The sequence below is a fragment of the Solwaraspora sp. WMMD792 genome (genome assembly GCF_029626105.1).
Taxonomy (GTDB): Bacteria; Actinomycetota; Actinomycetes; order Mycobacteriales; family Micromonosporaceae; genus Micromonospora_E.
Window position 1 is genome coordinate 4,398,832 of the sequence record NZ_JARUBH010000009.1, and the last position, 25,864, is coordinate 4,424,695.

General features: G+C 72.5%; 15 protein-coding genes. 3 read left to right on the forward strand and 12 right to left on the reverse strand.

The features are described from left to right. Nucleotides 1–89 precede the first annotated feature (89 nt). Both O7629_RS20580 and O7629_RS20585 read right to left on the reverse strand, forming a co-directional pair. A complete protein-coding gene (locus O7629_RS20580) occupies nucleotides 90–752 on the reverse strand; it encodes a GNAT family N-acetyltransferase (RefSeq protein ID WP_278171095.1) in 663 nt (220 codons plus the stop codon). Between the two features lie 121 nt (nucleotides 753–873). Then, nucleotides 874–5,940 carry an NAD-glutamate dehydrogenase gene (locus O7629_RS20585; protein WP_278171096.1) on the reverse strand — a complete coding sequence of 1,689 codons (5,067 nt, stop codon included), beginning with the start codon at nucleotides 5,938–5,940 and terminating at the stop codon, nucleotides 874–876. 249 nt (nucleotides 5,941–6,189) lie between these two features. On the opposite strand from O7629_RS20585, the gene O7629_RS20590 reads away from it, so the two are divergent. Further along, the gene (locus O7629_RS20590) at nucleotides 6,190–8,115 is read left to right on the forward strand and encodes a penicillin-binding transpeptidase domain-containing protein (protein ID WP_278171097.1); all 1,926 of its coding nucleotides are present in this window, start codon (nucleotides 6,190–6,192) and stop codon (nucleotides 8,113–8,115) included. Nucleotides 8,116–8,546: 431 nt separating this feature from the next. Here O7629_RS20590 and O7629_RS20595 read toward each other — a convergent pair whose 3' ends face one another. The 3 genes from O7629_RS20595 to O7629_RS20605 form a co-directional block, all read right to left on the reverse strand. Further along, nucleotides 8,547–10,331, reverse strand: coding sequence for a hypothetical protein (locus O7629_RS20595; protein ID WP_278171098.1), 1,785 nt, complete (start codon nucleotides 10,329–10,331; stop codon nucleotides 8,547–8,549). Beyond that, nucleotides 10,328–10,615: a hypothetical protein gene (locus O7629_RS20600; RefSeq protein ID WP_278174606.1), complete on the reverse strand. Its 288-nt coding sequence runs from the start codon at nucleotides 10,613–10,615 to the stop codon at nucleotides 10,328–10,330. The genes O7629_RS20595 and O7629_RS20600 overlap by 4 nt, the downstream gene beginning before the upstream one ends. A 225-nt stretch (nucleotides 10,616–10,840) precedes the next feature. Then, nucleotides 10,841–11,098 (reverse strand): hypothetical protein, encoded by a 258-nt coding sequence (locus O7629_RS20605; protein ID WP_278171099.1) that lies wholly within the window; start codon nucleotides 11,096–11,098, stop codon nucleotides 10,841–10,843. Nucleotides 11,099–11,584: 486 nt separating this feature from the next. Between O7629_RS20605 and O7629_RS20610 the strand changes: the two genes are divergently transcribed. Both O7629_RS20610 and O7629_RS20615 read left to right on the forward strand, forming a co-directional pair. Next, nucleotides 11,585–12,499, forward strand: a complete 915-nt coding sequence (locus O7629_RS20610; protein WP_278171100.1) for a helix-turn-helix transcriptional regulator — start codon at nucleotides 11,585–11,587, stop codon at nucleotides 12,497–12,499. Beyond that, nucleotides 12,489–12,710, forward strand: coding sequence for a DUF397 domain-containing protein (locus O7629_RS20615; protein WP_347403684.1), 222 nt, complete (start codon nucleotides 12,489–12,491; stop codon nucleotides 12,708–12,710). Before O7629_RS20610 ends, O7629_RS20615 begins: the two co-directional genes overlap by 11 nt. Nucleotides 12,711–12,977: 267 nt before the next feature. Here O7629_RS20615 and O7629_RS20620 read toward each other — a convergent pair whose 3' ends face one another. From O7629_RS20620 to O7629_RS20650, 7 genes are all read right to left on the reverse strand, one after another. Continuing rightward, the gene (locus tag O7629_RS20620; protein ID WP_347403685.1) at nucleotides 12,978–14,159 is read right to left on the reverse strand and encodes an arginase family protein; all 1,182 of its coding nucleotides are present in this window, start codon (nucleotides 14,157–14,159) and stop codon (nucleotides 12,978–12,980) included. 9 nt (nucleotides 14,160–14,168) lie between these two features. After that, on the reverse strand, nucleotides 14,169–15,089 hold the full coding sequence (locus tag O7629_RS20625) for a tetratricopeptide repeat protein (RefSeq protein WP_278171101.1): 921 nt from the start codon (nucleotides 15,087–15,089) through the stop codon (nucleotides 14,169–14,171). A 6-nt stretch (nucleotides 15,090–15,095) separates the two neighbouring features. Next, entirely contained in the window at nucleotides 15,096–18,179 is a 3,084-nt protein-coding gene (locus O7629_RS20630; RefSeq protein ID WP_278171102.1) for an FtsX-like permease family protein, read from the reverse strand. Further along, nucleotides 18,176–21,358 (reverse strand): FtsX-like permease family protein, encoded by a 3,183-nt coding sequence (locus O7629_RS20635; protein WP_278171103.1) that lies wholly within the window; start codon nucleotides 21,356–21,358, stop codon nucleotides 18,176–18,178. The genes O7629_RS20630 and O7629_RS20635 overlap by 4 nt, the downstream gene beginning before the upstream one ends. Beyond that, nucleotides 21,359–22,234: an ATP-binding cassette domain-containing protein gene (locus O7629_RS20640; RefSeq protein ID WP_123603340.1), complete on the reverse strand. Its 876-nt coding sequence runs from the start codon at nucleotides 22,232–22,234 to the stop codon at nucleotides 21,359–21,361. A gap of 92 nt (nucleotides 22,235–22,326) precedes the next feature. Beyond that, entirely contained in the window at nucleotides 22,327–24,015 is a 1,689-nt protein-coding gene (locus tag O7629_RS20645; RefSeq protein WP_278171104.1) for a methylmalonyl-CoA mutase family protein, read from the reverse strand. 92 nt (nucleotides 24,016–24,107) lie between these two features. Beyond that, nucleotides 24,108–25,820, reverse strand: a complete 1,713-nt coding sequence (locus tag O7629_RS20650) for a proline--tRNA ligase (RefSeq protein WP_278171105.1) — start codon at nucleotides 25,818–25,820, stop codon at nucleotides 24,108–24,110. Nucleotides 25,821–25,864: the final 44 nt, after the last annotated feature.

A 25,864-nucleotide genomic window follows, 5' to 3' on the forward strand; every position in this document is an offset into this window, starting at 1 on the left:
CGACCGGGTGGTACGACATCACCCGTACCGGGTGAAGCCGGCCCGGAATCCACGCCCCGGCGCCGCTCGGCCCGACGCCGGCCCGGACGTCAGTCGGCGGAGATGCCGTACGCGGTCCAGCCCCGGTCGCGGAACCCGGCGGCCGAGGCCACCTTCGCCGACGCGGCGTTGCCCACCGCGTGCAGGTAGGTGGGGACGGCACCGCCGTCGAGCACCCGACGGGCGGCCTGGGCGACCAGCCGGCGGGCCAGGCCACGACCACGCGCCGCCGGTACGGTGCCGACCGCGATCTCCTGGCCGTGCGCGTCGTGCCGCTTCAGCCCGACCCCGGCCAGGAACGTCCCGTCGGCGTCCCGGGCGACCAGCACCGGGTTGGTGAACTGCCGCAGCCAGGGCGGCAACGACTCGTCAGCGGAGTCGATCCAGTCCCCGGCGTCGGGCAGCGGCGCCGGCGCCAGACAGTACCGGAACACGGTGCGCTGCGCCCGCCAGCCGGGACGGCCGACCGCGGTGGGCAACTTGGCCAGCAGATCGGTGAGCGGCAGGTCGGTCAACGCGCGTACCGCCTCGACCTTGTCGGGTGGCACGGACAGCACCGCACCGCCGGGCGCCCCGACGCCGACCACCGGATGCGGCCGGCCGTCCCAGCCCGGTCGGACCCGCCGCTCCGAGCCGACCACCTGCAACGCCCGGCCGGCCGGCCACTGGCCCAGCCAGCTGACCAGATGGTGGTAGAGACGCTTGTCCAGCATCCTGCCTGCCTCCTGCCGTACGGGACGGCCCGCACGCCGCCCTGATGGAGAAGCCGTTCACCCGCCCGGAAATGCCTCTGTCTACCCTGCCGAAAGTATGCAGCTTTTCCGGCCGATGTGGTCAGTTGGCCGAAGATGTGCGAACCAGTGTCCGGATCTGGCGCAGCAGCACCGACAGTGCGGCGAGGTCGGCCGGCGAGTGGGCGAAGTCCTCCATCGCCCGCCGTACCCGGGCCACCGCGCTGGCGTTGTCCTGCTCCCACTGTTCGGCCCGGTCCTGCACCGCCAGCTCGCCCGGGGTGGCGGTGAGTACCTCGACGGTGAGCGCCGCCAGCGCGGCGTACAGGTCGTAGCGCAGCGCGGTGCGGGCCAGCGTCTGCCAGCGGTCCCCCCGGGGCAGCAGCGAGATCTTGCTCAGCAGCCAGTCGACCCGGAACCGTTCGGACAGCATGAAGTACACCGAGGCTACCTCGGTGACGTCGCAGCCGGTGTCGGCGGCGGTCTCCACCACGTCGAGCAGCCCGAAGCTGTACATGATCCGAGTGGCCCGGTCGGCGAGATCCGGCGGCAGACCGCGACCGGTCATGGTGTCGATATGGGTCCGCAGCGACTCCCGCTCGTCGCCCCGGAAGTAGTCGCCCAGCTCCGGCAGCAGTCGCGACACCCCTTCGCGCAGCCGGGCGGTCTCTCCCGGCACGTCCAGCGGGGACTTGCGGTTGGTGACCAGCCAGCGGACGGCCCGGTCCAGCAGTCGCCGGCTCTCCAGGTAGACCGAAACCTGCGCGGCGGTGCCGACCACATTGTCCAGTGCGTCGATGTCGGCCCACAGCGTGTCGAGCCCGAACACGTCGCGGACCACCACGTAGGCCCGCAGCACGTCGGCGGCCGACGCTCCGGTCTCCTCCATCGTCCGGTAGACGAAGGACATGCCGCCCCGGTTGACCGCCTCGTTGACCAGGCTGGTCACCACGATTTCCCGGCGCAGTCGGTGGTCGGTCATCCGGGCGCCGTACCGCTCGCGCAGCGGCGTCGGGAAGTAGTCGGCCAGCACCCGGTCGGTCCACGCCTCGTCGGGCAGCCCGTCGGCCAGCACCTGCCCCTCGATGGAGATCTTGGCGTAGGCGAGCAGCACCGCGAATTCGGGCAGGGTCAACCCGTCCGCGCCGGCGCGGATCCGCTCCGCCAGATCGTCGTCGGACGGCAGCGCCTCCAACTCCCGGTCCAGCTGCCCGGACTGTTCCAGGTCGGTGATCATCCGCCGGTGCACCGGCAGCAGCGGACGCGCCTGGGCGCAGGCGTTGGCCAGGGCCCGAGCCTGGTCGTAGTTGTCCCGCAGCACCAGCGCGGCGACCTCGTCGGTCATCTCCACGAGCAACGCGTCACGCTGCGGTACGGTCAGCTCGCCATCGGCCACCGCGCCGCCCAGCAGGATCTTGATGTTGACCTCGTGGTCGGAGCAGTCCACGCCTGCCGAGTTGTCGATGAAGTCGGTGTAGATCCGCCCGCCGGCGGTCGCGTACTCGATCCGGCCCCGCTGGGTGAGCCCCAGGTTGCCGCCCTCGCCGACCACCTTCGCCCGCACCGACCGGCCGTCGACCCGGATCGGGTCGTTGGCCTTGTCGCCGACGTCGGCGTGCGACTCGCCGGAGGCCTTGACGTAGGTGCCGATGCCGCCGTTGAACAGCAGGTCCACCGGGGCGCGCAGGATCGCCCGGATCAGCTCCGGCGGGGAGAGCAGGTCGACCCCGTCGTCGAGGCCGAGCGCCGCGCGGACCTGCCGGCTGACCGGCACCGACTTGGCGGTACGCGGATACACGCCACCGCCGGCCGAGATCAGTCCGGTGTCGTAGTCGGCCCATGACGACCGGGGCAGGTCGAACAGTCGCCGCCGCTCCGCGTACGAGGTGGCCGCGTCCGGATCCGGGTCGAGGAAGATGTGCCGGTGGTCGAAGGCGGCGACCAGCCGGACGTGTTCGGACAGCAGCATCCCGTTGCCGAACACGTCGCCGGACATGTCACCGATGCCGACCACCGTGAAGTCCTGCCGCTGGACGTCCACCCCCAGGTCACGGAAGTGCCGCTTGACCGACTCCCAGGCCCCCCGCGCGGTGATCCCCATCTTCTTGTGGTCGTAGCCGGCCGACCCGCCGGAGGCGAACGCGTCGCCCATCCAGAAACCCCGGGAGATCGAGATCGCGTTGGCCACGTCGGAGAAGGTCGCGGTGCCCTTGTCGGCGGCGACCACCAGGTACGGGTCGTCGCCGTCGTGGCGCACCACCCGCTGCGGCGGCACGATCTGCCCGGCGACGATGTTGTCGGTGACGTCCAGCAGACCGGAGATGAACTGCTGGTAGCAGGCCACCCCCTCGGCCTGGGCCGCCTCCCGGTCCGGTGGCTCGGCCGCCGCCCGACCGCGCGCGGTACCGCCGGGCTGCTTGACCACGAAGCCGCCCTTGGCGCCGACCGGCACGATCACCGCGTTCTTCACCATCTGCGCCTTGACCAGGCCGAGCACCTCGGTACGGAAGTCCTCCCGGCGGTCCGACCAGCGCAGCCCGCCCCGGGCGACCTCACCGAAGCGCAGGTGCACGCCCTCGAACCGGGGCGAGTAGACGAAGATCTCGTACGCCGGCCGGGGCGCCGGCAGGTCCGGGACGGCCTGCGGGTCCAGCTTGATCGCCACGTACGGGACCGGGCGGCCGTCGGCGCCGCGCTGGTAGAAGTTGGTCCGCAGGGTGGCCAGGATCAGCGTCAGGTAGCTGCGCAGGATCCGGTCCTGGTCGAGGCTGTCCACCTCGTCGAACTGGCGGCCGATCACGGCGACCAGCTCCTGCCCGCGCCGGCGGCGTCGCTCGTCGTCGACGTCGGGCCCCGGCGCGAACCGGGTTTCGAAGAGTTGGATCAGCAGCGCGGCGATCGCCGGGTAGGCGACGAAGGTGGACTCCATGTACTCCTGGGAGAAGACCGCGCCGGCCTGGCGCAGATACTTCGCGTACGCCCGCAGCACCACCACCTGCCGCCAGGTCAGCCCGGCGCGCAGCACCAGCTCGTTGAGGCCGTCGATCTCCGCCTCACCGCGCCAGGCCGCCGAGAACGCGTTCTCCACGTGCGGCCGGACCTCGGCCATCGCCCGAGCGCCGACCGGCAGCCGCAGCCCGAAGTCGTACAGGTAGATCCGCTGGTCGACCCGGTCGATCTCGTACGGCCGTTCGTCGATCACCTGCACGCCGAGCGAGTGCAGTACCGGCAGCACGTCGGACAGCACCATCGGTTCGCCGTACCGGTAGACCTTGAACCGCACGTCACGCTCGTCGACCCCGGTGCCGCCGGGCGGCCGGAACAGGTGCATCTCCAGCTGGCCGGGCTCCTCCAGCAGCTCCAGCTTGGCCAGGTCCTGGACCGCCTCGTACGCGGTGTGCTCCTCCTTGTACCCCTCCGGGTAGGCGTCGGCGTACCGCCGGTGCAGTGACTTGGCCGACTCGTCGCCCAGCTTGCGTTCCAGCACCAGCCGGAAGTCGTCCTCCCACAGCCGGGTGGCCTCGGCGAGCAGTTCGGCGAGCCGGTCCGGGTCCAGCTCGGCGGGCGGCGACGCCGGGTCGGTACGCACGATGAAGTGCACCCGGGCCAGCATCGACTCGGTGACCCGGGTGGTGTAGTCGACGCCGACGCCGTTGAGCTCGCGCAGCAGGATCTGCTGCATCCGTAGCCGGTTGTGCGTGGTGAACCGGTCCCGGGGCAGGTAGATCAGGCAGGACAGGAACCGCCCGTACCCGTCGGAGCGCAGGAACAGCCGCAGCTGCCGGCGGCCGGCCATCCGCAGCACCCCGAGTACGGCGTGGTAGAGGTCGTCGGTGCGGATCTGGAACAGCTCGTCGCGCGGGTAGGTCTCCAGGATCTGCAGCAGGTCCTTGCCGGAGTGGCTGCGCGGGCTGAGCCCGGAGCGTTCCAGCACCTCGGCGACCTTGCGCCGGACCACCGGCAGCTCCTGCACGCTGGTCCGGTACGCGGCGGTGGAGAACAGCCCGAGGAACCGGCGCTCGCCGACCACTGCCCCGGCCGAGTCGAAGACCTTGACGCCGACGTAGTCGAGGTAGGCGGCCCGGTGCACGGTGGCCCGCGAGTTGGCCTTGGTGATGATCAGCAGCCGCTGCTCCAGCGCCTTCGCCGCCGCCTGCGGGGTCATCGAGGTGAGCGGGCGCGGCCGGGTCTGGTCCTGGCGCAGGATGCCCAGCCCGGAACCGAGCACCGCTACCAGCGCCTTGTCCCCGTCCGCGCTGTCGACCAGCCGGTACTCCCGGTAGCCGAGAAAGGTGAAGTGGTCGTCGGCCAGCCAGCGCAGCAGCTCGACCGAGTCGGTGAGGTCCTTCTCCGGCACCGGCGGCGCGTCGGGTGATCCGGGCTCGGCCCGGTCGAGTTCGTCGGCCAGGGCCAGCGCCCGCTGCCGCATCCGGGGCCAGTCCTCCACCGCTTCCCGTACGTCGGTGAGGACCCGCTGCAGGTCGCGGCGCAGCCGGTCCAGGTCACCGGCGATCCGGATCGGGTCGATCTCGATCCGGATCCAGCTCTCCACCAGGTCGCCGTCGATCGCGTCGTCCGGCTCGACGTCGGCCGCCACCTCGGTGAGCTGGCCGAGTGGTTCGCGGCGGACCACCACCAGCGGGTGGACCAGCAGGTGGACGTCGAAGTGCCGTTCGGTGAGCAGCGCGGTCACCGAGTCGACCAGGAACGGCATGTCGTCAGTGACGATCTCGACGATCGTGTACGGCCGGCCGTCGCCGGGCGGGGTCAGCCGCAGCTTCAACTCGCCGGGCAGCCGGTGCCCGGCCAGCTCCCGGTGTGCCCGGGCGGCGTCGAGCATCTCCTGCGGGCGGCAGCCGACCAGCTCCTCGTCGGCGGCGAACCGCCAGAACCGGTCCACCAGGGAGGCGGCGTCGTGGTCGGTGTCGGCCAGCGACACCGCCTGGGCGATCAGCCGCTCGGCGCTGGGCATCGGCTCGTCGTACCCGGTGTCGTCGGTGTCGTCGACCACGGCGGCCAGCGCCGACTCCGGCGGCGCGAACGTCTGGAGGTCGAACACCTCGTCCGGGTCCGGCTCGGACTGGCGGTGCGGGCCGGTGCTCTGCCGGCGACGCTGCCCGTCACCGCCCGAGGCCTGACGTTTCGACTTCGTGACCGGACGGCGGTTCATTGGCGCAGACTCCCCTCGGCCCCACCACGTTGTGGGGTCAACCTCGGCCAAGCCTATTCCTCCCGGATCGTCGTTCCGACGGCACACCGGCACCCCGCCGTCGGCTTGGCGACACCGTCTGACCACGTCGGGTGACATGGTCTGGACGAAACGGGACAACGGTTCATCCGGTACCCCGGGGGACAGCGGTCCATGCGCGCACGTACTACCGTTCCGGTGTCCGCCATGCGTCCGGAAGGGGGCCGTCGCATGCGCCGCAAGGCGACCGTCGCGACCGCGCTGCTACTCGCCGTCACCGCACTGACCAGCTGCTCCTCCGACGACGGGCCGGACGCCACGGTCTCGGCCTTCATCGACGGCTGGCACTCCGGTGACCTCACCGACATCGGCTTCATCACCCCGGCCGGCGAACGGGTGCCCGCCACTGACGTCGCCGAGGAGCTGACCGCCCTCTCCGGGGACCTGAAGGACACGCCGCCGCAGCTGCGCCCGGACGGCGACGCCGAGGTGACCGAGGACATCGCGACCGCCACCATCGCCGTCGAATGGACGCTCCCCGGCGACGTCCGGTGGAGCTACCCGACGTCGGTCCGGCTACGCCGGGGTGCCGACGACGCCTGGCAGATCATCTGGGAGCCGGCGATCGTCCACAAGCGGCTCGGCAGCGGCGACCGGCTGGCACTGAACCGGCTCGCCCCGCCCCGCGGCGCCATCCTCGACGGGGCCGGGCAGCCGATCGTCGCGCCGCGCCCGGTGGTGGTGGTCGGCGTACAGCCCAGCGAGGTCGACGACCCGGCCGCCCTGGCCGCCGAGCTCGACGCCGCGTTCCGGGCGATCCGACCGGCGATCAGCCCGCCGGTCGACGTCTCCGGGCTCGCGGACCGGCTCGACGCGGCGAAGCCGGACGCCTTCGTCGAGGTGGTCACCCTGCGCGAGGAGGCGTACGAACAGATCCGCGACCGCATCTACGAGCTGCCCGGTACCAAGTTCCGCCGGCAGGAGTGGGACCTGGCCCCCACCCGGGAGTTCGCCCGCGCGCTGCTCGGCACCGTCGACCCGGTGCAGCGGCAGGACATGGAGGCGCACCCCGGCCGGTACGAGGCCGGCGACCTGGTCGGCCACGGCGGCCTGCAGGGCGGGTACGAGGAGCGGCTACGCGGCGTACCCGGGTATTCGGTGCAGATCGTCGGGACCGCTCCGGACGGCAGCGTCTCCGGCGACGAGGTGGTGTTCCGCGCCGACGCCCGGCCGGGCGAGCCGTTGCGGACCACGTTGGACACGGTCGTGCAGACCGCCGCCGACGCCGCGCTGGCCGACGAGGAGCAGCGCGCCGCGCTGGTGGCGGTGCGGGTCAGCGACGGCGCGCTGGTCGCCGTCGCCAACGGCCCCGACGGTGGTACGGAGAACCTGGCGTTGACCGCACAGGTCCCGCCCGGCTCCACGTTCAAGATGGTCAGCGCGCTCGGCCTGCTCGAAGCCGGCGCGGTCGACCCGGACGCGCCGGTCGACTGCCCGAAGACGGCCACCGTCGACGGGCGCACGTTCACCAACTCCGACGGCTTCGAGCTGGGCCGGGTGCCGTTCCGGACCGCCTTCGCCAAGTCGTGCAACACCACTTTCGTCGAGCTGGCCCCGCAGTTGGAGGCGGACGGGCTGGCCGAGGCGGGCCGGCTGCTCGGGTTGGAAGGCGAGTGGCGGCTCGGCGTGTCGGCGTTCACCGGCGCGGTCTCCGCCGGTGGCCCGCCGGCGGAACGGGCCGCCGCCGCCTTCGGCCAGGGCACCACGCTGGTCAGCCCGGTGGCGATGGCCGGCGCCACCGCTGCGGTCGTCCGGGGGCAGTGGCGCCAGCCGACGCTCATCGTCGAGCCGACGCCGCCGTCGGCGGTGCCGGACGGTCCGCAGTTGGACCCGGCGGCGGTGCAGGCGCTGCGGACGATGATGCGTGAGGTGGTCACCGACGGCACCGGGCAGGCGTTGCGGGACGTGCCGGGCGAGCCGGTGCATGGCAAGACCGGCACGGCCGAGTACGACGACGACCCGGCGAACACGCACGCCTGGTTCATCGGCTGGCAGGGCGACCTGGCCTTCGCCGTCTTCGTCGAGCAGGGCGGCTCCGGCTCCGGCCAGGCGGTCCCGATCGCCGAGCGGTTCCTACGTGGCCTCGCCACCGACTGACCCAACCCACCGGGTACGATCCGGCCTTCAAACTGCTCCTGCCCGGCTCGTCGTACGGCCGCTGACAGCCGCGCCGTCGGGCACTTCGCGAGTCGCGGCGGATCAGTGCTTCCTGACCAGATTCTCGATGACGTCGGCCAGCTCGGAGATCGTTTGACGTCCGGCAAGCTCGATGGTGGCTCCACGTCTGAGAAGCGGCTCAACGGTCCGGACGTACTCGGCGATCTCCGCGTGCTGATCGGAAGTTCTTCCATAGGGGTTCGTCCGACGAATCACTCGCTGGAGAAGAACCCCAGCGGCGCGCTGAGGACGACATGGTGAAAGCGGTCGTAGAAGCGGACCTGGGTGGTCTTCCCTGCGCCCGACGTGCCGGCCACCGGTACCCGCGCCACCTCCCCACGGTAGATGGTCGGGGCCTGGCGCTCCTAGCGTCATGACCAGGTCTTCTTCGTCTCGGTTGTGGTGAGGGCGTGGGTGCCGTCGGGGTGGAGGCGGATGGTGGCGGGCTGGCCGGGTTGGGTGGCGGCGTGGCGGCGTAGCTGGGTGATGCAGGTTGTGGTGTCGGGGAGGGTTCCGGCCGTCGCGGGCTGTTGTGGGACGGGTATCGGCGTGGCCGGGTTGGTGTGGATGGTGGCGCGCAGTGCGCCGTGCAGGTAGCGGTAGCAGAGTGCGACGGCTTCGGGCAGGCTGGCGCTGGTGGGGACGGGGTCGACGGCCAGGGGTGTGGTGGGGTCGACGACCCGGACGGACCAGGAGTGGCCTTGGGACAGTTCGGGTCGGCCGATGGTGTTGCGGTGGTCGATGACGGTGATGTCGAGGGCGAGGCCGAGGCCGCGGATCAGGGCGGCGACCTGGTCGGGGGTGGGGCCGGGCCAGCCGGTGGCGAGGACCATGATGCGGGCGCCGTCGTGGGTGGCGCCGACTTCACCGAGGTACGCGTCGAGCGGGTCGCCGCCGCCGTGGGGGACCTGGCTGACACCCAGGCGTAGGTGCTGGTCGATGCTGTGTTCGCCGTCGATGTCGGTCAGGTCGGTCGGCCGCACACCGAACTGTGCCGCGAGCGCCCCGATCTGGTAGTGCTCGGGCAGCTGCCACACGGTGGAGCCGGACAGCCGGTCGGCGGGTACGAGAGTCGGCGGCGGCTGGTCGCTGTCGGGTCGCCAGTTGCGGTGCACGGTCCGGCCACGCAGGTCGGTGACGGTCAGCACCGCGCCGCGCCGGACCCGCCGGGTGCCGTAACAGTCCAGGCAGAACGGCGGATCGGGCCGGTCGGCGCACCGCGTGCAGGGGTGGGCGGGGATCGGCTCGCCCCAGTGTTTCGGCGCCGGCGGCTCCCAGCCACGCACGAATGTCCCGGGGGTGTCGGCGGGTCGCAGGCTGGTGTGCCACCAGTGCCGGTTACGCCAGATGGCCTGCCCGCCGCCGTGCTGCTCGGCGTCGGCGATCATGCGTCGTTCGACCTGGTCCAGGTCGTGGCCGCCGGGGTGCCCGTCCAACCCCACCGGCACCGGGCGCGCGGCCAACGCCTCGTCGGTGAGGTAGTGGGCGGGCAGCTGCGGGTTGGCGACGGTCAGGCCGGTCACCGCCCGTTCGGCGGGGATGGTGGCGAGCGCGGTCGGCAGGTCGGCGATCCACCGGTGCTGATAGTCGGGCACCGCACCGCCGGCATGCTCGAACCGGACGTCCCAGCTCAGCCCACGCCCGATCGAGCTGGGCCGCACTTCGAGGACCAGGTCGACGTGCAACTGGTCGGCGAGCGCGCACAACCGGCCGAGCAGCCGGCCCGGGTCGCCGGGTGGCGGCGGCGCAGTGCTGCGGCCGATCAGCACCAGCCACGGCGTGGCGGGCCGCTCGGCGAGCGCCACCGCCTCCCACCGCAGCCGATCCCGCTCCGGAACGGTGGGCTGCCACTGCCGGGGCAGCGTCAACCCCGAAGACGGCAGCCGGCCCGGTTCGTCGGGGAAGTCCGGGTCACGCAACGTCGCGGCGGCCACCCCGGCACGCTGGGCGAGGTCCGTGACGATCGGCGCGTACGGCAACCACCACGTCCCACCCGGCGTCGGCAACGGCGTGAACGAGCCGGGCACCAGGCTGGTCGACGCCACCTGCCCGGTGTCGAGGTTCGCGACGGTGAACACCCGTTGCGCCCGCCGCCGCTCGGATCCATACCCGACGATGTGCAGTGAGCCGGCCGGCACCTTGTTGACGCCGTTCACGCCGCCACCCCCGCCCCGAACCGGTGGGTCTGCTCGAACTGCTGCGACTGCCAGTCCCGCAACGCCTGCTTGACCCGCACGTTCTCCTCCCGGGTGGCGGTCAGTTCGGCGCGCAGCGCGGTCAACTCGTCGGCCACCAGGTGCAGAAACGCCCGCACCTCGACCGGGTCGCAGCCACGCCGGACACGGTCGCCGAACGCGCGGTCGCGGACCATGCCAGGGCTGATCGACGGCCGCACCGGCCGCCCGTACAAGTGACCGGCGGTGTTCGGGGCGGGCCGCACCGGCCGGCGCTGACCGGCATCGGCGTCGGCCGGCCGCCGGTTGTGGCGGGCGATCTCGGCGAGCAACCGCCGGTTACGCCGGCTCCGCACCGGAGCCCGCCGGAACAGGTCAAGGAACCTACGCACAGCAGGAACCACCTTTCACACAGTCGAAAACCTTCAGAAGTACGGATGGAGAGCGCGCGGTTTCGCGTCGCAGTGGTGCCGCCGCCCCAGCAGGAAAGGTCAGTGATGTCGGCGTGGACGCGGTGCCCAGCGGAGACCATCTCGCTGGACGAAGATCTCCCGACGTTCACGGGCCTCGCCGTCGGCTGCCAACACATACCCGGTGAGCCACACCCAGCCGTCGTACGTCAGCTTTTTGTCTACTGTCGTCACCCGGAACCGGAAACCCCGCCCGGCCGCGAACTGCACACTCGCCCCGCCATCGATGATCAACTCGTCACCGGGCCGGGGATCGGCCGGTGAACGGTCGGCCGGCACGCTACCGATCGGCGGCGGGCACCGTCGTCCGACCGCAGTCGGGACACCACCGCGACTTGATCTTGAAGCTGAACAACCCGACGAAGAACCCGAGCAGGATTCCGGAAACCAGGGCACCAAGCGCCACCATGATCAACCCTTCCGATTGGGCTGGGGATGGCCGGGCGGATCGTTACCGCGACCCGCCCGGTCACCTGGGATTTCAGCGAAACGCAGCGGGAAAACGATCAAGACACTCGCCGTTCCCCGCTACCCGGTAGCCGGCCAGTTGATCAACCGTCCACGAAGGTCGTTCCGGCACAGAGTCAACCATCGATCACGCAAAACCGCAACATTCAATTTTTGACTTCATGGTTTTGCCATGTGGCCGGAGAGGTAGCCGCAGCGGGCGGCTACGCTCGATCAAGATCGTTCGGGTGCAGTGTTAAATTTTTGCCGGACGCGGTCGCCAGGGGTGGCAGCACGCACGGGAGGGAGGGCTCCACAGTGGCAGTCGACGGAGACGATGCCGGCGCGGCCGTGGCTCGTCAGCGCCTGGCGCTGATGCTGCAGAACCTGCGCAAACAGGCACGGAACAAGGACGGGACCCCGATCACGATCGAGCAGGCCGCGCAGCACATGGAGCGCGCCCGTCCCACCGCCCACCGGATCATCAACGGCCTGCCCGGCGTACGGGTCAAGGACCACGACGTGAAGTCCCTGGCCGAGTTGTTCGGCGCGGACGATGAGACCACGGCAACGATGCTGGCGTTGGCAGCAGCCACCAGGGTCAAGGGCTGGTTCTCACGATTCCGCGACGTGCTCCCACCCGGCTTCGACATGTACATCGGCCTGGAGGCCGCAGCTCAATCGGTATGGGCCTACGAGGGCGAGCGCGTCCACGGACTCCTGCAGACCGAGGAATACGCGCGGGAGATCCTTCGGATCTCGGCTTCCGACGGCCCGAAAGCCGCAGATGCCGAGTTCGAGCGTCGCGTCGCTGTCAGGATGCGCCGGCAGGAGATCCTGACAAGATCAGACAATCCCGTCGACTTCACCGTCGTGCTCGGCGAGGCCGTGCTGCACCGCACCATCGGTGGACCAGCTGTGATGGCCCGCCAACTGCAGCAGATCAATGAGCGGGGTGCCCTGTCGAACGTCTCCGTCCGGGTCGTGCCGTTCAGCCTCGGTGCGCACTACGGCATCGACACGGGGCCGTTCGCGGTCATAACGTTCCCGGAGCAAGGCGGGCCGGCAACGGCCTACATGGACAACTTCACCGGCCACCTCCTGACCCATAAACCATCCGACATCGTCCGATTCGAGGCCGCCGCGGCAGCCATCAACCGCTCCGCCTTGAACGAAACCGCATCCAGGAACCTGATCAACCAGAGAGCGAAGGAGCTATCCAGTGCCCAGTAGTCGTGACGCGCTCTCCCCAGAGGTCCTGGCCACAGCGAAGTACCGCAAGTCAACGCGTTCGGACAGCACAGGTTCGTGCGTCGAGGTCGCCACCAACGTCCCCGCCACAGTCCTCGTACGCGACAGCAAAGACCCCGCCGGCCCGGCACTCACCTTCTCCCCCGCCGGCTGGACGTCCTTCCTCTCCACCCTCACCCCCGACACCCACTGACCGACTAGCACGTGGGTCCGAGCGTCACCGCCGAGCAGCTTGCCGAGGCCCTACCCGCCAAGCTGCTCCGCGCACACCGGGTCCAGATCCTCGATCGCCGAGCCGACGACCGTCCAGCTCGCAAGCGTCATCCATGAGCGGCTGGCCACGGATAGCAGGCTACCGAACTACCGCCGCATGCCTTCACCGATATCCGGCGGGACCCGCAGGCTGCTCTGTTCGTCTCGGTGCGCGAGTCAGACGTCCGGTAGGCAGCCGCGTCTCAGCTCAGGTGTCAGTGGCGGGCGGCGCCGGCGGTTGTTGCGCTAACGGCCCGGGAGATTCAGCATCAGGTGGTCGCGGAGACGGCGTCTGCCGCCGTAGCCGTCCGGGCTTGGCCGCCCCACCATTTGGTGCGCTCCGATCCGCAACCGTCAAGGTCACCGCTGGAGGCGGCACCGCCGGCCGCAGCCCGGCAACCGCCGGTGCCTCCTGATCGGCAGGGGCGGCAACAGTCGAATCGGCTGCCGGTGACGGTGCCTCCTCAACCGGAACGCGGTCGGCGTGCACCGGTCGCAGCCCGGCCACCAGGGTCGAGACGATGTCGGCGGCGTAGCTGCCGTCCGGGTCGTAGTCGGGGTCGAACACGGTCAATTCGACGCCGAGGCAGTGCGGGGTGTCGACCAGGTCCGCGAGCAGCAGCTCCAGCTCGGCGAAGGCGATGCCGCCCGGGTCCGGCGCGTCGACCGCCGGCATCACCGCAGGGTCGAGCACGTCCACATCGACATGCACCCAGTAGCCGGCGCAGTCGGCCAGCTGGTCACGGGCCCACTGGGCGCTGCGCGCCGCCCCCTCCGCACGCAGCTCGGGCACCGGTCGGGTGACGATCCCGGCCGCCTGCAGATCCAGCCGGTACTCGTCCTGGGCCCGGATGCCGAGCACCACGACGTCGATGTCACGGAAGTACGGCCGGCGGCCCTCGATCCCCGCCAGGTCCGGCTGGCCCCGGCCGGTGACCAGGGCCAGCCCTTCGCCGGCTGCCGCACCGACGTACGAGGCGTTGCCGGGATGCCGGAAGTCGGAGTGCCCGTCGACGTAGACCAGGCCGATCCGCCCACCGACCGCCTCGCCGAGCCGGTGCATGGCGAGCGCCCCGCCGAGCAGGATCGAGCAGTCACCGCCCAGCACCACCGGGAACTCTCCGGCGTCGATGACGGCACCGATCCGCCCGGCGAGGGCGATCGTGTACGCCGAGATCGACCCGGCGTGGCAGACCCCGTCTCCGGGTCGCCAGTCCGCCGGGTCGTACCGGGGCGGGGTCAGGCACCCGGCGTCGCGGGCGCCGAGCCGACCCACCAGCTGATGGTCCCGCAGTGCGCCGGGCGCTTTCGCGCAGCCCGGCACCGACGTCCCGGTCGGCGGTCGCAGACCGAGGTTCGACGGTGCGTCCAGTACGGCGATCCGGCGCATCGGCGGGGCTCAGAACAGTGCGCTGGCCAGCGCCCGGCGGGCCCTGGTCACCGCCGGGTCGTCCGGACCGGCCATGGTGAACAGCGACACCAGGTGTTTGCGGACGGTCTCCCGGTCGTCACCGGCGCTGCGCCGGACCAGGTCGATCAACCGCTGGTACGCCTGCTCCGCCTGACCGCCGAGCACCTCCACGTCGGCGGCGAGCAGTTGAGCCGGTACGTCGTCCGGTGCCGACGCCGCCGCGTCGAGCGCAGCTGCCGGCTGCACCCCCTGCACCCGGCGGGCCAGGGCGACCTGGGCCAGCCCGGCCTCGGCGGCGGTGTCCGCCGGCGCCTCGTTGAGGATCTTCCGGTAGGCCTGCTCCGCGGCGTCCAGGTCGCCCATCATCAGCGCCTCGTCGGCGGCGTTGAGCAGCGGATTCTCCGGCTCCTCGACGGTGACGCCGCCAGCCTTGAGCACAGCGCCGATCCACTGCCGCAGCTGGGCCTCCGGCACCACTCCGGCGAACGCGTCAACCGGCTGGCCGCCGACGACGGCGTACACCATGGGAATGCTCTGCACCCGGAACATCTGCGCCAGGCGCTGGTTGCTGTCCACGTCGATCTTGGCCAGCGTCCAGGCGCCACCGCCCTCGGCCGCGAGTCGCTCCAGCAGCGGCGACAGTTGCTTGCAGGGCTCGCACCACTCGGCCCAGAAGTCGATGACCACCGGTGTGGTCATCGACCGTTCGAGAACCTCGGTCTGGAAGGTCGCCTCGGTGACGTCGATGACAGCACCGGCTGCCGCCGGTGCGCCGGCCGCCGGGCCGCCACCGGCCCGGGTCGGGGTCCCGTCCGGCCGGTTCCCGCCGGCCGGCGCTGCGCTGCGCAGCGAGCTGAGGTCTACCGCGCCGCGAGTGAAAATCGACGGGGTGGTACGTGGGTCGCTCATGGTTACCTAGTCTCGCACGCGCAGGGCGCGTCCCAACGCCAGCGCCACCGCCCCGAACAGCAGCATGACGCCGATCACGGGGAGCAGCACGGCGACCGGCCGGGGCCAGCGCACCGGGGCCAGCGGGACCGCCTCCTCGACGGCGACCGGCAGGTAGCTGCCGCTCAGCCACCAGGCGAGCAGCGCACCGGCGAGCCCGGTCGCCGCGGCCAGCAGCACTGCGGGCAGACCGCTCCAGCGCAGCGAGCCGGCCGCCGACCGGGACGGCAGTCCCTGGGTCCGCAACGCGGTCAGGTCCTCGGCACGACGGCGCCGTTCGACCATGGCCAGCAGCACCATCCCGGAGCCGGCGAGGATCACCGCCAGGGCGGCGGCGAGCAGGTGGAACCAGATCGCCAGGGCCGGTGCCTGCCGGTCCAACCCGGCCCGGATCTGCTCCGGGGTGAACTCGCCGGTAACGGTGAGCCCGGCCGCGTCCAACTGCTCGGCGATGTCCGCCGGTGCCCGCGGACCGAGCCAGACCTGGGCCGTTTCGAGCCCGGTCTTCTCGGGCACCGCCCGTACGGCGTACTCCATGTCGACCAGGAAGCCCTGGTCGCCCAACGCCGGCAGCGCCGGGACCGGGTCGACCTCGGACGTCAGCTGCGCACCGGTGGGCAGCAGCGCCGTGGTCGGGTTCAGCCCGGGCGGCCGGTCGTCGGCCAGGGCGGTCACCGCGGGCAGCGGGTACGGCGTGTCGGCCGGCAGCGCCCACGGGTCGGGGGCGGCCCCACCGGCGAGCAGTCGCAGCCCGTCCGGCCCGGCCTCGGACGGGCCACCGGACGGATCACGCCAGCGCTGCTCGTCGGTGAGCTCCGCCGGCCCGAGTAGCCGCTCCCCGTTGACGGAGAGGTCGGTGAGGGTCACCTCACGGACCCGTGGATCGGTCTCGGTGTCCGGGTCGACCGCACCGGCGGTGCCCGGTTCGAGCCGGACGGACAGCCCGGCGAGCTGGCATCCGTCGGCGCACTCGACCGGAATCCGGTAGGTGTGCCGTCCCAGCCGGGCGAACGTGGCCTCGGCCGCCGCGCCGCCCGGCGGCGACCGCAGGTGGACGGTGAACCGCACATCGTCGGCCGGACCGGTGCTCTGCGGGTCGGGCTGATCCGGATCCGCCGACGGGCCGGGCTGCTCCGGGGCGGCGTCGACGACGACCAGGTCCACCGAGATCTCCGTCCCGTTGACGGTGATCGGCGCGGTGGCGGCCGGTCGGCGCAGCGCCTCAACGACGTCAGCGGGGCCGGCCGGGCCGAACTCGGGTCGCCAGCGGGCGGTCGCCGCCAGCGCCGACGTGTCGGCGAGCAGCGCCGGGGCGTCCGCGTCGGTGTCGGCGAAGCCGACCGCCATCGCGTACTCGCCGGTCGGGTCGACCGACCGTACGGCCGTCAGCAGCGTGCCGGCGTCGACGGGCAGCAGGGTCAGCACCCGGTCCGCGCCGCTGCGCACCTCGGCCAGCGCCGCCCGTGATTGGCGGGCCACGTCGAACGCGCTGGCCGCGTAGCCGGTCAGCACCACGGTGACGGTGAGCAGGGTGAACAGCCGTTGGCTGGCCGGCTGCCGGGCCAGGTGCAGCAGCCCCAGCGCCGGGCCGAGCCGGCCCCGACGCAGCGCGACCGCGCCGAGCCGGCCGGTCAGCGGCGCCACCACCCGCGCCGCCAGCAACGCCACCGTGACCCCGATCAACGCCGGCACCAGCAGCGACACGCCGATCAGCTGGCTGTCGAACAGCCGCAGCTGCACCACGGCGACCACGGTCAGGGCCACCATCACCGTCTCCGCCAGCAACGAGGTCCAGAGACGGGACCGGGCCGGCACCCGGCGCAGCAGCTCGACGACCGGGCTGGCCAGCTCCCGGCGCTGGGCGGCCAGCACGGCGAGGAGCGCACCGACGAACGTGGCGCAGCCGGCCAGCACCGTCGCGCCCGAGGTGACCGGGGCGAACCGGCCCTCCTCCAGGCGCAGGCCGGCGAGCAGCCCGACGGCGACCGAGCCGAGCAGGTAGCCGACCGGCGCGCCGAGGGCGATGGCGGCCGCTGGCTCACCGGCGGCCAGCGTCCACCGGGTCCGCCGGGGGATCCCGCGCAGCGCGATCAGGCCCAGCTCGGTACGGCGGGCCACGGTACCGGCGGCGACCGCGACGAAGACGACGAACAGGCAGAGGATCACCAGCGGGACGGCCGCGACCGGCACCACCTGCCGGGTCAGCGCCTGGGCCGACGAGATCCGCTCCAGCAGCGGTCCGACGTCGTCGGACAAGTAGACGTACCCGGCGCCGTCGGCGCGAACCTGCTCGGCGAGCCGGGCCAACTGCTCGCTGAGGCCCGCCAGCCGGTCCGGTCCCAACGCGTCGGCCTCGGCCAGCGCGTCCACACCCCGGTAGTCGCTGCGCCGGTCCATGGCGTCGACAACGTACCGGCTGGTGAATACCGGTTCGCGGTAGGCGTCCAGGGCGCCGGGTACGAAGTACGGCGTCCGGCCCCAGTAGAGCGCGTCCGGGTCCACCGGTTCGTAGACACCCACGACGGTGATTTCGGCCGGCGCCCCGCCCGGGCGGTAGATGCGCTGCGGCGGGACGTACTCGGCCCAGGTGATGGTGACCGGGGTGCCCAGGGCCAGGTCCAGTCGCCGGGCCGTGTCCGCCCCGATCACGACTTCGTTCGGCGACATCAGACAACGCCCGGCGACCATCCGCAGGTTGGCGCAGACGTCCTCGCGGAAGACCAGGTAGGAGATGTCGGTGGCGACGGGTTCCAGCCCGAGCATCGGCATCTGTACGGTGTAGACGGTGCGGAAGCCGGGCAGGTCGAGCACGGCGCCGGTGACCGCCAGGAGGCCGGCTTCCTCCCCGGGTAACACGTCGGGGATGGACAGGCTGACCGTGCGGTCGCCGCGGTCGGCCGCGTCGAGCTCCGCCGCCACGACGGCCCGGTCGGCGGCGGCCAGGTACGCCGGGCCGGTCACCGCGGCGGCGGTGGCGAACGCGCTCAGCAGGAAGACGACCAGCGCCTGCCCGCGCCGGGCGGCGAGCATCGACAGCAGCAGCGGGATCATTCGACGTCTCCGTCCCGGTCGCCGGCCGTGGGCGGGTTCGGACCGGCCGGCGGACCGACCCGGGAACCGGCCGGCGGACCGACCCGGGAACCGGCCGGCGGACCGACCCGCAAGTCGACGGCCCGGACCAGCCGGGCACCGGCGAACGCGGCCGCCGCACCGAGCACCCCTGCCGCCACGAGCACGCTGACCAGCAACGGGACGGCCTGCGGACCGATCCGCAGCGGCAGTGCGGCCCAGTTGTCGACGAAGATCGGCATCGTCTGCCGGATCGGCAGCTGGGCGAGCACGGTGGCCACCAGGCCGACGACCACCGCGAGCGTCACGGCGACGGCGTACCCGCCGTAGGCGATCCGGGTGACGGCGCGGGCCGGTAGCCCCTGCGCCCGCAGAGCGGCCAACTCGGCGGCCCGGTCGTCGCGTTCCACGGCGGCGACCACCGCCAGCGCCCCGGCCGCCAGCAGCAGCCCGATCAGTCCGGCGGCCAGCTGGAACCGCAGCGCCGATGGCGGACCCTGGCGACCGAGCTGCTCGATCACCGCCGCCCGGGAATCGGTGCTGATGATGGTCAACCCTTCGGCGGCGAGCCGGTCGGTCAGGTCCCCGGGCGCGTCGGGGGCGAGCCAGACCTGCGGCACGTCGCCGGAACCGGCTCCGTCGGCCAGCCGGTCGGCCCGTTCCAGGTCGACCAGGTACCCGCGCTGGCGGGCCTGCGGCAACGCGGCGGCCACCGACACGTACCGCACCGGCAGTTCGGCACCGCCGAACACGGCGAGCCGGGGCTCGCCCGGGACGTCCGGGGCGAGCTCCGGCCCGGAGCGCACCACCGGCACCGGCACCGGCGCGTCGATCGGATGGATCCGGGTGGACCGCTCCCGGTACACCCCGCCCGGTGGCGGGGTGATGAGGGTGACGCCGTCCGGCCCGGCGCTGATCCGGGGGCCGAGGGCACCACCGGAGACCGCGCCACGCCAGTTTCCGATGTCGCCGAGGTACGCCGCGTCCAGCCGGGGTGTGGTGGCACCGGCCAGATCGTGCAGGGTGATCGTGAGATCGGGTTCGGCCAGCACCGGTACGCCGTTCCAGGCCGGTTGGACCAGTTCGAGTGACGCCAGCCGGCAGCCGTCCGGGCCGCATCCGGTCACGGTGGCGGGGTGCTCGGCACGATCGGTGCCGAGCGGGCCGAACACCACCTGCACCGGGTCTCCGGCCGGGTCGACCAGGTGCGCGACGACGCTCACCGGCACCTCGTCCGGCCCGGCGGCGGTCAGGACCAGGGGTCCGTCGCCGACCCGGACCTCGCTGACCGGCGGGGTGAGCGCGGCGGCGACGTCGGCGGCTGCTTGGCCGTAGCCGGGATGCCAGGCGGCGACCTGGGCGAACCGGGAGGCGTCGACGGCGAGCACGTACTGGGCCGACCCGGGATTGTTGCCGACCACCGCCATCGCGTACCGGCCGGACGGGTCGGCGGTGCGGACCGCGGCCAGCAGGTGGGCCCGGCTGCGGGCCTGCACGGTGAGCACCTGGTCGGCACCGGTGGCGTGGGTGGCCCGGACGGCCCGCGCGGAGACCGATTCGGTCCAGCTGCCGATCGCGGTGCCGAGCAGTGCCACCCCGACGGTGAGCAGGGCGACCAGCCGCGCGGTCCCCGGCCGGCGGGCCAGGTGCAACGCGGCCAGCGCGGCGGGCAGCCGACCGGCGCGCAGCAGGGCCGCCGCGGCCCGGCCGGCCACCGGGGTGACCGCCCGGCCGGCGATCAGCGCGATTGCCAGGGCCAGCAACGCCGGGGCGAGCAGCACCAGAGCACCGGCCTCGTCCGGCTCAGCCGCGCCGACGTACGCCTGGTAGAGCCCGGCCCCGGCGACGGCCACCGCGATCAGGTCGACGACATCGGCCCGCCAGCCGCGCTGCCGGGCCGGCACGTGCCGGAGCAGATCCACCACTCCGGCACGGGCGTTGCGCAGGTCGGCGGCGATCGCGGCGACCAGCGCGCCGGCGACGGCGGTGCCGGTCGCGGCGAGGGCTAGCCGGGCGGCGGAGCCGACCTGCTCCGGGTCCGGGCCGGCACCGGCGAGCAGCCGGGCGGCCGCCAGGCCGGCGGCGGCACCGAACAGCGCGCCGACGATCATCGGCAGCCCGCTCTGGCCCACCGTGAGCAGCCACACCCGCCACCGGGCACCGCCGCGCAGTTTGACCAGTCCCAGGTCAGGGCGGCGGTGTTCGGCGGTGTGTCGGACGGCGAAGAACAGGGCGAACCAGGACAGCAGCAGCAGTTGCCCGGCGGCGACGGCGACACCGAGCTCGACCAGTTGGCGGTGGCGGGCGATCTGGTCCACCAGGATCGCCGCGTCGGTGCGGACCTGCCAACGGCCGACGACGCCACCACCGTCGGAACGACGGACCTCGGTGGCCAGGTCGACTCCGGCGAGGTAGGCGGCGGCCGGCAGCACCAGGTGGTGGGCGGCGAAGAGGTTGTCCGCCGGTACGGCGGCCAGCGTGCCGGCGGTGGCGAAGACCGGGTCACCGTTGTCGGCGTCGGTACCGCCGCCGCCGAGGTCGTCGAACGCCCAGTACGGCTCGCCCGGATCGGTCACCTGGTAGGTCCCGGTGACGGTGAGGAGCACCGGTGCGCTGCGGCTCGCCCGATGGGTGACCTGGTCGCCGACCCCGACGCCGAGCCGTTCGGCGCTGCGTGCGCTGAGCAACGCCTCGCCGGGGCGCTGCGGGCAGGTGCCGGTGACGGTCAGGTGTTCGCAGACCTGCTCCCGGTGCGTCAGGTTGGCGGCCAGCGCGGCCTGGCCGCTGGCGACGGTCCCGGTGCTCCACACCGAACTGCTCGCCGCCGAGCCCGGGTAGCCGATCCGCTCGGCGCCGGCGTCCCGGGCCCGGTCGACCAGGTCGGCGCCGGTGGCGTCGAGTTCGGTGCGGTCTCCGGCGGCCGGGTCGACCTGCTGGTCGGCGGCGACTTCGGCGGCGGTGGCGGCGACCCGGCCGGTGGCGCGGGCGGCCAGCAGGTTGGGGCCGGCCGCGTCGACCGCGGCCTCGGCGACGGTACGGGTGGTCGCCGCCGCGTACCAGGGGGCGGCGGTGGTGGCGGTGACCGCGAGTGCGGTGAGCACCAGCAGGGCGACGGCCTGGCCGGCCCGGGCCCGGACCGCGCCGACGAGCAGTGCGAACACTCAGACTCCTGTGCCGTCGACGCCGTCGGGCAGCAGACCGGGCGGGGCGGACCCGCCCACGACCAGGGTGACCGCGCCGTCGGCCTGGGCCACCCGCAGCAGGGTGCCGGGTGGGAAGTCGCCGAGCACCTCGGGCGGCAGCTGCACCGTACCGTCGCCGGCCACCACCGCGAAGTCCTCACCGTCGCGGCCCTCGGCGCCGACCCGGCCGTCCCGGATGGTCACCGCCCGACCGAGCCGGGCACCAACCTGCGCGTCGTGGGTCACCACCACGATCGTGGTCTCCCGTTCCCGGTTGATCGTCTCCAGCGCGTCGAGCACTTCGTCGCGGCCGCGGGTGTCGAGTTGACTGGTCGGTTCGTCGACCAGCAGCAGGCCGGGCGAGGCGGCGACGCCGACGGCGAGCGCGGCCCGCTGCCGGGCGCCCGGCGTCAGCTCGGCGAGCCGGTCATTGCCGCGGCCGGGCAACCCGACCAGGTCGAGGATGCGGTCCGGGTCGTCCAGGTCGATGCCGGCGGTGGCGGCGGCCCGCCGCTGGGCCAGCCAGACGTTGCGGCGCAACGTCGCGTACGGCAGCAGGTTGCGGGCGGCACCCTGCAGCACCACGCCGATCTGGGTGCCCCGCAACCGGGCGACCTCCCGGTCGGAGAGTTTGCCCAGGTCGTAGCTGCCGACGCTGACCCGGCCGGCGGACGGGCGCATCAGTCCGGCGAGCAGCGCCACCAGGGTCGATTTGCCGGAGCCGGACGGGCCGACCAGGGCGAGCATCTCCCCGGGGTTGATCCGCAGGTCGACGCCGGAGAGCGCGACCACGTCGCCGGCCTCGCCCCGGTAGATCTGCACCACCCGTCGGCAGCTCACCGCAAGTCCCGTCACGGCGTACTGCCTACCATGAATCCCCTGGATCCGCTGCCCCCGGTTGGCGGATGACAGTGGGCCCGCCCAGGTCAGGAGCACGCGGGGCGGGATCAGAAGCGGGCCGGCTCGCGGTAGACGCCCCATTCGGCGCGCAGCGCGTCGCAGATCTCGCCGAGGGTCGCCTCGGCGCGGACCGCATCGAGCATCGCCGGCACCATGTTGTCGCTGCCCCGGGCTGCGGTGACCAGGTCGTCGAGGCAGCGGCGGACCAGCGCGTCGTCCCGGTCGGACTTGCGGGCGGCCAGCAGCCGGCGCTGCTCGACCTCCACCTCGTGGGAGATTCGCAGGATCTCCAGCTCCTTGGCGACCGTACCGGTGTGGCAGTTGACGCCGACGATCTTCTTCCGGCCGTCCTCCACCGCCTGCTGGTACGCGAACGCCGCCTCGGCGATCTGCCCGGTGAACCAGCCGTCCTCGATGCCGCGCAGGATGCCGGAGGTCATCGGCCCGATCGGGTGCGGGCCGTCGCCGCCGAGCTGGCGGATGCGGGCGAAGATCTCCTCCGCCTCGGCCTCGATCCGGTCGGTGAGCGCCTCGACGTACCATGCACCGCCGAGCGGGTCGGCGACGTTGGCCACCCCGGTCTCGTCCATCAGCACCTGCTGGGTACGCAACGCGATCTCCGCAGACTCGTCGGTGGGCAGTGCCAGGGTCTCGTCGAGGGCGTTGGTGTGCAGCGAGTTGGTGCCGCCGAGCACCGCCGCGAGCGCTTCGACCGCCGTACGTACCACGTTGTTGACCGGTTGCTGCGCGGTCAGTGACACCCCGGCGGTCTGGGTGTGGAACCGTAGCCAGAGGGCCCGCTCGTCGGTGGCGCCGTACTCGTCGCGCAGCCAGCGGGCCCAGATCCGCCGGGCGGCGCGGAACTTCGCGATCTCCTCGAAGAAGTCGACGTGCGCGTCGAAGAAGAAACTCAGGCCGGGGGCGAACCGGTTGACGTCCAGTCCGCGGGAGAGCCCCAGCTCGACGTAGCCGAAGCCGTCGGCGAGGGTGTACGCCAGCTCCTGCGCGGCGGTGGAGCCGGCCTCCCGGATGTGGTATCCGGAGACCGACAGCGGCTTGTAGCGCGGGATCCGCTGCGCGCAGAACTCCATCAGGTCGCCGATCAGCCGCAGGTGCGGCTCGGGGCCGAATAGCCACTCCTTCTGGGCGATGTACTCCTTGAAGATGTCGGTCTGCAGGGTGCCGTCCAGGGTGGCCAGGTCGGCGCCCTGGCGTTCGGCGGCGACCAGGTACATGCAGAACACCGGCACCGCCGGCCCGGAAATGGTCATCGAGGTGGTGACCGCCGCCAGGTCGATGCCGTCGAAGAGCACGTCCATGTCGGCGGCCGAGTCGATCGCCACCCCGCAGTGGCCGACCTCGCCGAGCGACTGCGGGTCGTCGGAGTCGCGGCCCATCAGCGTCGGCATGTCGAACGCCACTGACAGTCCGCCGCCGCCGGCACCGAGAATCATCTTGTACCGCTCGTTGGTCTGCCGGGCGTTGCCGAAGCCGGCGAACTGCCGAATGGTCCAGGTCCGCCCCCGGTAGCCGGTCGGATACAACCCCCGGGTGTACGGGTACTCGCCCGGCCAGCCGATCCGCTCGAAGCCCGGGTGGTCGGCGCCGTCGGGCGGACCGTAGACCGGGTCCACCGTCGTGCCGGACAGGGTGGTGAAGTCCGCGTCGCGTTTCTTCGCGGCGTCGTAGCGGGCCTGCCAGCGGGCACGACCGGCGGCGATCTGTTCGGCGTCCATCGGGGCCTCCTCGGGTCCGGGCGGATCCGAGTCTAGAACCCGTACTGAACGATCGCTAAGCCCACTGGCTGAGATCGTCGCCGGATGCCACCTCAGCCGGCCGGCCGCAGCCGCCGCCGCCGCCGGAGATGGTCGACCACCTCGTCCACCGGCACCCGCACCGTCTCCCCGGTGGCCCGGTCGGTCACCTCGACCACGCCCTCGGCCAGCGACCGCTTTCCGACAGTGACCCGCAACGGAATGCCGACCAGCTCGACGTCGCGGAACTTGACCCCGGCCCGCTCCGCTCGGTCGTCGATCACCACGTCCACCCGCTCGTCGCGCAGCCACTGGTAGATCCGCTCGCCGGTTTCGGCCACCGGACCATCGTCGACCTGGGCGACGACCACAGCCACCTCGAACGGGGCGACCGCCGCCGGCCAGACGATGCCCTTGGCGTCGTGGTGGCTCTCCACGATCGCCGCCATCGCCCGCTCCACCCCGATCCCGTAGCTGCCCATCACCACCGGAATCCGGTTGCCGGCCGGGTCGAGCACCGACGCGTCCAGCGCCTCGCTGTAGCGCTGGCCGAGCTTGAAGATGTGCCCGACCTCGATCGCCCGGCGTACCCGCAGCGGCCCCCCGCACGTCACGCACGGCTGGCCGGCGGCCACCTCGCGCAGGTCGGCCCAGGCGCCGACGGCGACGTCCCGGTCGACGTCGACGCCACGCAGATGGACGCCGTCGACGTTGGCGCCGGTGAACATGTCCCGCCGGCCGCGCAACGCCTCGTCGGCGATCACCGGCAGACCCGTCACCCCGACCGCGCCCAGGCTGCCCGGGGCCGCGCCCAGCGCCGCCCGGATCTCGTCGGCGGCTGCCGCCCGAAGCTGTGCCGCGCCGGTGGCGTCGGCCAGCTTCTGCTCGTTGAGCGGATGGTCGCCGCGCAGCAGCACCAGGGTGAGCTGGCCGTCGAGCACGTACACCAGGGTCTTGATCTGCCGGTCGGCCGGCGCGGCGAAGCGCACCGCGAGGTCGTCGATGGTCCGTACGCCCGGGGTGTCGAACGGCTGCGGGGCGGCGGACCCGGCGGCGTCCGTCGATGGATCGAGCCGCGAGGTCGCCTTCTCCAGGTTCGCCGCGTAGCCGCAGGCCGGGCAGTCGACCACCTGGTCCTCGCCGGTCGGCGCCGGACACATGAACTCGACCGACGCCGACCCGCCCATCGCGCCGCTGGACGCCTGCACCGCCACCGCCGGGATACCCAGGCGGTCGAAGATCCGCCGGTACGCGTCGTGATGCAGGTCGAAGGACCGGTCCAGCCCGGCCCGGTCCAGGTCGAAGCTGTACGAGTCCTTCATGGTGAACTCACGGGTGCGCATCAGCCCGGCCTTGGGCCGCGGCTCGTCCCGGAACTTGGTCTGGAACTGGTACCACAGCTGCGGCAGCTCCCGGTAGGAGTTCAGCTCCCGGGCAAGGGTCGTGAACACCTCCTCGTGGGTCATGCCCAACGCCAGGTCAGCGCCCCTGCGGTCACGCAGCCGGAACATCTCCTCACCCATCGAGTCCCACCGGCCGGTCCGACGCCAGATCTCCGCCGGATGCAACGCGGGCAGGCTGAACTCCTGGGCTCCGATCCGCGCCATCTCGTCGCGGATCACCTCGATCACCTTCGCCCGTACCCGCACCGCCAGCGGCAGCAGCGAGTAGTGGCCGGCCATCAGCTGCCGCAGGTAGCCGGCCCGCAGCAGCAGCCGGTGGCTCGGCGCGTCGGCCTCCGCCGGGTCCGCACGCAACGTAGGCACGTGTAGTCGGGACCAGCGCATGGTCGCTCTTCCTCACTTCAGGCGGCGGCGTTCAGCAACGACAC

Excerpts from the sequence above, each read along its gene's own strand:
- O7629_RS20630 (WP_278171102.1), bottom strand. The coding sequence starts at position 18,179 with ATGATCCCGCTGCTGCTGTCGATGCTCGCCGCCCGGCGCGGGCAGGCG.
- O7629_RS20585 (WP_278171096.1), bottom strand. The coding sequence starts at position 5,940 with ATGAACCGCCGTCCGGTCACGAAGTCGAAACGTCAGGCCTCGGGCGGT.
- O7629_RS20625 (WP_278171101.1), bottom strand. The coding sequence starts at position 15,089 with ATGAGCGACCCACGTACCACCCCGTCGATTTTCACTCGCGGCGCGGTA.
- O7629_RS20645 (WP_278171104.1), bottom strand. The coding sequence starts at position 24,015 with ATGGACGCCGAACAGATCGCCGCCGGTCGTGCCCGCTGGCAGGCCCGC.
- O7629_RS20650 (WP_278171105.1), bottom strand. The coding sequence starts at position 25,820 with ATGCGCTGGTCCCGACTACACGTGCCTACGTTGCGTGCGGACCCGGCG.
- O7629_RS20620 (WP_347403685.1), bottom strand. The coding sequence starts at position 14,159 with ATGCGCCGGATCGCCGTACTGGACGCACCGTCGAACCTCGGTCTGCGA.
- O7629_RS20590 (WP_278171097.1), top strand. The coding sequence starts at position 6,190 with ATGCGCCGCAAGGCGACCGTCGCGACCGCGCTGCTACTCGCCGTCACC.
- O7629_RS20580 (WP_278171095.1), bottom strand. The coding sequence starts at position 752 with ATGCTGGACAAGCGTCTCTACCACCATCTGGTCAGCTGGCTGGGCCAG.